This is a genomic window from Falsiroseomonas oryziterrae (genome assembly GCF_021864505.1).
In the GTDB taxonomy this organism is placed as follows: Bacteria; Pseudomonadota; Alphaproteobacteria; order Acetobacterales; family Acetobacteraceae; genus Falsiroseomonas; species Falsiroseomonas oryziterrae.
This window is the reverse complement of the sequence record NZ_JAKJIB010000316.1, coordinates 1-4821: the sequence shown is the minus strand read 5'-3', so window position 1 is coordinate 4821 and position 4821 is coordinate 1. Positions and strand designations below refer to the sequence as shown.

The window sequence follows — 4821 nt, the reverse complement described above, 5'->3', positions numbered from 1 at the left end:
TGACGGTCAGGCTCCCCGCCCCCGCCCCCGCCGGGCCGCCCGAGACCGGGGCATCCAGATAGGCGCAGCCGCGCGCCGCGGCGTCGGCCGCGAAGCGCCGCGCGGCGAGCGGCGAGAGGGTCGAGGTGTCCGCGACCACCCCGCCTGGCGGCAGCGCCGGCAGCAGGCGCGCCAGGACAGCACTCACCGCCGTGTCGTCAGGCAGGGACAGGATCACCACCGGGGCGGCAGCCAGTTCGGGCGCCGCAACCTCGCTGCGCGCGGAATCGAGATCGAACCCGACCACCGTCGCGCCCGTTTCCCTGAGGCGCGCCGCCATGGCCGCCCCCATGCGCCCGAGACCGACCACGCCGACCCGCATTCCGCTCACGCCTTCGCCAGCCACGAGGGCACACTCGCAGGCGTGACAGCAGGCGTCCAGGATGGGCGGCCGTGCCATGTTCCCGTCACCAGGGCGTGCTTTGTGCTCGCGCGTCCATTCGTGTTTGTTGCGGCGCCGCAGGGGAGTTGCATGTCCGATCGCGCGATCGAAGCCCGGCTCGCCGGAGTCCTGGGACCGGAGCGAAGCCGGACCGCCGTCCAGTTCTTCCGCTTCGGCGTCGTCGGGACCTTCGGCTTCCTGGTGGATACGGCGGTCCTCTACATCGCACTCGCGCTCGGCCTTGGCCTCTACAGCGGCCGCGCGGTGTCCTACGTGACGGCCGCGACCGGCAACTGGGCGCTGAACCGCGCCTGGACCTTTCGCGGACAGGGGAATGGTCCCGCATGGCGGCAATGGATGACCTTCCTTGTCGTCAACCTCGTGGGGTTTGCCTGCAACTACGGCACCTACGCGGTCCTGGTGGCGACTGTGGCCGTGGTGGCACAGCATCCGGTGCTCGGTGTGGCGGCCGGCAGTCTCGCGGGCATGATCGGGAACTTTCTGCTTTCGCGACGTTTCGTCTTCGGCGGCGCCGATCGCGCCGTGGGACCCTGACCAAGACAGGCGGATGCGCGCAGCCAGACCCAAGGCAGAGCCGGACCTGCGCGTGGCGCCTCCGGTGGCGGAGCCACCCTCCGCCGGCCGCCCGGCCGAACCCTTCCAGGTGCTCGCCGGGGCCGATCTCGCGGGCGTGACGCCGCTTCGCCACGGCCTGGCCGACGCTGGCTACGCGAAGATCCCGGCGAACGACGCCGTGCGGGCGCTGCCGCGCCCGATCGCCCCGTGGCTGGTCAGCGCCCTCGTCCTGCTCCTCGACCTCGCGCTGATCGCCGTCGTGGGCTTCGTCGCGGCGGCGGATTTCCGCGCGGATGGCTCGCTCGCCGGGCGCGTCGTGCTGCTCATCGGGGGCCTCGCCGCCGCCATCGGGCTCGCGACCGGGGCGTACGACCATGCGATCCTGTTCAACCTCCGCAGGCAGGTCGCGCGCGTCCTGGGCGCCGGCGCCGCCGCCTTCGCGGCGACCCTGCTGGCCGCTTTCGCCTTCGGCGTGATCGACAGGCTCAATCCCGCCTGGCTGGCCGCCTTCGCCGCGCTCGGCATGGCCGCCGTCGTCGCGGGCCGCGCGCTGACCGCGGCGATGCTGCAGGTCTCCACGCGCGCCGTGCGCCGGACGGTGGTGGTCGGCAGCGGTCCGCAGGTCGCGCGTCTGGCGGCGGCGTTGCGCCGCGAACCCGCCGGCCTGCACCTGATCGGCATGGTGGAGGACCGCCCCGACCGCGGCGTGCGGCACGCCGACGGCCTCCGCCCGCTCGGCGGCATGGCGCAGCTCACGGCGATGATCCGGCGCGGCGAGGTGGACGTCGTGGCCGTGGCACTCCCCTGGTCGGCGGAGGACCGGCTGCTCGAACTGCTCGACCAGCTCTCGACCTTCCCTGTCGAGGTGCGGGTGGTGCCCGACCTGGTGTGCAACCACCTCGCCGCGCCCGACCGACCGCGGCTGCCGCCGCTGGTCCGCGCGCGGCCGATCTCCGGCCCCTCGGCGGCGCTCAAGATCCTGTCCGACTATCTGCTGGCCACGACCGCGCTGCTGTTCGCTGCGATCCCGATGCTGCTGATTGCGATCGCGGTGAAGCTCGACAGCCCCGGGCCGGTGTTCTTCCGTCAGCGCCGCACCGGCTTCAACGACCGCCCCTTCGAGGTGCTGAAGTTCCGCACCATGTTCGTCGAGGCGACCGATCACGAGGCCGCGCGCCAGGTGCGTCCCGGCGATCCGCGCGTGACGCGCATCGGCGCCATCCTGCGCCGCACCTCGCTCGACGAGCTGCCGCAGCTCTTCAACGTGCTGCGCGGCGAGATGAGCTTCGTCGGCCCCCGCCCGCATGCGCCGGGGACCCGCGCCGGCAACCGCCGCTTCGACGAGGTCGTGGCGAACTACGCGGCGCGGCACCGGGTCAAGCCGGGCCTGACCGGCCTCGCCCAGGTGCGCGGGCACCGCGGCCCGACGCCGACCGAGCAGCAGATCCTGCTGCGGGTCGAGAGCGACCTGGAATACATCGCCAACTGGTCGCTCTGGCTTGATTTCGTGATCGTGTTGCGCACCTTGCTCATCGTGGTGCGCATGCGGAACGCGCATTAGGAGCGCGCCGCATGCGCCACGAGGAGGAGATACGCGTGACCGTGCCGCGGCTGATCGCCGGGGAAGCCGAGACGTGGCACGAGGCGGCGCCCGCCGCGCCGCGCATCGCCGTGCTGATCCCCTGCTACAACGAGGAGGTGGCGATCCCGCGCGTCGTCGCCGCCTTCCGCTCCGCCCTGCCCGAGGCGACGGTATATGTCTACGACAACAACAGCCGGGACCGCACGGCGGCCGCGGCTTTGGCGGCAGGCGCCGTGGTGCGGCGCGAGCCGCAGCAGGGCAAGGGGCACGTCGTGCGCCGCATGCTCGCCGACATCGAGGCCGATGTGTACGTCATGGTGGACGGCGACGACACCTACGACGCGGCCGACGCCCCGGCCATGATCCGCATGCTGCTCGAGGAGCGGCTCGACATGGTGACCGGCGTGCGCGTGACCGACGCGGCCGCCGCCTATCGCCCGGGCCATCGGCTCGGCAACCGCGTGCTGACCGGTGTCGTGCGGATGGTGTTCGGCAACCGCATCACCGACATGCTGTCGGGCTACCGCATCTTCTCGCGCCGCTTCGCCAAGTCGTTCCCGGCGCTCGCCTCCGGCTTCGAGACCGAGACGGAATTCACGGTGCACGCACTCGAACTCCGCATGCCGGTCGGCGAGTTGCAGACGCGCTACCGCGAGAGGCCGCCGGGCAGCCATTCGAAGCTCAACACCTACCGCGACGGCTTCCGCATCCTGAACGCGATCGGGCTGCTGGTGCGGCGGGAACGGCCGCTGCCCTTCTTCGGCATCCTCGCCGCGCTGCTCGCCGCGGTCGCGGTCGGGCTGTCCATCCCGGTGTTCCAGACCTGGCTTGAGACCGGGCTGGTGCCGCGCTTCCCGACCGCGATCCTGTCGACCGGCCTCATGCTGCTGTCGTTCCTGTCGCTCGCCTGCGGGCTGATCCTCGACACGGTCACGCGCGGACGGCTGGAGGTGAAGCGCCTCGCCTATCTTTCGGTCCCGGCGCCCGACTTCCGTCTGCCGACGCGATGACGGTCCCGGGCGCTGAGCACGTCGCGGGCGCCCGCGGGCCGGCCGCGCCGGTGCTGGCCGACGTGATCCTGCTCGCCATGGACCGTGCCGAGGAGACGGTGGCCGCCATCGCCTCCGCCCGCGCCCAGCAGGGCATCGCGAAGCATGTCTGGATCGCGGACCAGGGCAGCCGGCCGGAGGCGCTGGCCCGCATCGCGGAAGCCGTGCGCGGCGCGCCGGACGCCACCCTTATCCGGCTCGATCGCAACCACGGCGTCGCCGGCGGCCGCAACCGCGCCACCGCGCTTGGCCGCGCGCCCTTCGTCGTCGCGCTCGACAACGACGCCGAATTCGCCACACCGGACACGCTGGCCCGGGCGGTGGCGGTGCTCGAGGCCGAGCCGGACATCGCGGCACTCGCCTTCCGGATCGTCGTCTTCGCGACCGGCGAGGACGACCTCTCCTCCTGGGGCTATCCGCGCGGACTGCTGCCCCGCTCCGCCGGCAGCTTCGACGCCGCGACCTTCGTCGGCGCCGGCCATGCGCTGCGTCGCGACGCCTTCGAGGCCGCAGGCGGCTACGACGAGGCGCTGTTCTTCACCTGGGAGGAGTTCGACCTCGCGCTGCGCCTGATCAACATGGGCCGGCGCATCCGCTACCGCGGGGACGTCGTGGTACGCCACAAGGTGAGCCCTGAGGCGCGTGTCGGCTGGAGCGGAACGCGCTGGCATCATTTCGTGCGCAACCGCCTCTACGTGGCGATGAAGCACGGCGCGAGCCCGGTCGCGCTGCTGCCCCGCTTCCTGGCCTACCAGCTCAAGGGCCTGCGCAACGGCGTGCTCCGCCAGGGCCTCGCGGCGGGGCCGGACGCGCTCGCCATGGCGCGTCGCTTCCGCCCTGCCCCCGGCACCGAACACCTCTACGGGCCGACGCCATCCGCGCGGGCCTATCTCGCGCGCACCGACGAGGCGCATCGGGGCGGACTGTTCGCGCGGCTGCGCGCCGAGGTGCTCGGCGGCCTGCCCGCGACGCGCTGAGCCGTCACGCAACGCGACGCCGACGCGCCTTCTCGCGCCACAGCAGGGAGAGAAGGACCGGATCCTCGACCAGGTAGCGCCGCGCGAGCCGCCGCGGGTCCTGTGCGAGCCGCCACGCCCATTCGAGGCCGGCGCGCTGCAGGGGCCGCGGCGCGCGGCGTTCCTCGCCCGACAGGAACAGCAGGCTCGCCCCGATGCAGAGCGCCGTGCCGCGCG

At 72.9% G+C, this 4821-nt stretch carries 6 protein-coding genes; 4 read left to right on the top strand and 2 right to left on the bottom strand.

The window, feature by feature from the left end; genetic code table 11:
• A partial coding sequence (locus L2I40_RS19115; RefSeq protein WP_237216777.1) for an NAD(P)-binding domain-containing protein occupies window positions 1-361 on the bottom strand: 361 nt, incomplete at its 3' end.
• Between the two features lie 150 nt (window positions 362-511).
• On the opposite strand from L2I40_RS19115, the gene L2I40_RS19110 reads away from it, so the two are divergent.
• The 4 genes from L2I40_RS19110 to L2I40_RS19095 are packed head-to-tail and all read left to right on the top strand — an operon-like array spanning window position 512 to window position 4605.
• Window positions 512-976: a GtrA family protein gene (locus tag L2I40_RS19110; RefSeq protein ID WP_237216776.1), complete on the top strand. Its 465-nt coding sequence runs from the start codon at window positions 512-514 to the stop codon at window positions 974-976.
• Window positions 977-1028: 52 nt separating this feature from the next.
• Window positions 1029-2558 (top strand): exopolysaccharide biosynthesis polyprenyl glycosylphosphotransferase, encoded by a 1530-nt coding sequence (locus L2I40_RS19105; protein ID WP_237216775.1) that lies wholly within the window; start codon window positions 1029-1031, stop codon window positions 2556-2558.
• A gap of 11 nt (window positions 2559-2569) precedes the next feature.
• On the top strand, window positions 2570-3589 hold the full coding sequence (locus L2I40_RS19100) for a glycosyltransferase family 2 protein (RefSeq protein ID WP_237216774.1): 1020 nt from the start codon (window positions 2570-2572) through the stop codon (window positions 3587-3589).
• Window positions 3586-4605: a glycosyltransferase family 2 protein gene (locus L2I40_RS19095; RefSeq protein ID WP_237216773.1), complete on the top strand. Its 1020-nt coding sequence runs from the start codon at window positions 3586-3588 to the stop codon at window positions 4603-4605. The genes L2I40_RS19100 and L2I40_RS19095 overlap by 4 nt, the downstream gene beginning before the upstream one ends.
• A gap of 4 nt (window positions 4606-4609) precedes the next feature.
• Here the strand turns inward: L2I40_RS19095 and L2I40_RS19090 are convergent.
• A partial coding sequence (locus tag L2I40_RS19090; protein ID WP_237216772.1) for a WecB/TagA/CpsF family glycosyltransferase occupies window positions 4610-4821 on the bottom strand: 212 nt, incomplete at its 5' end.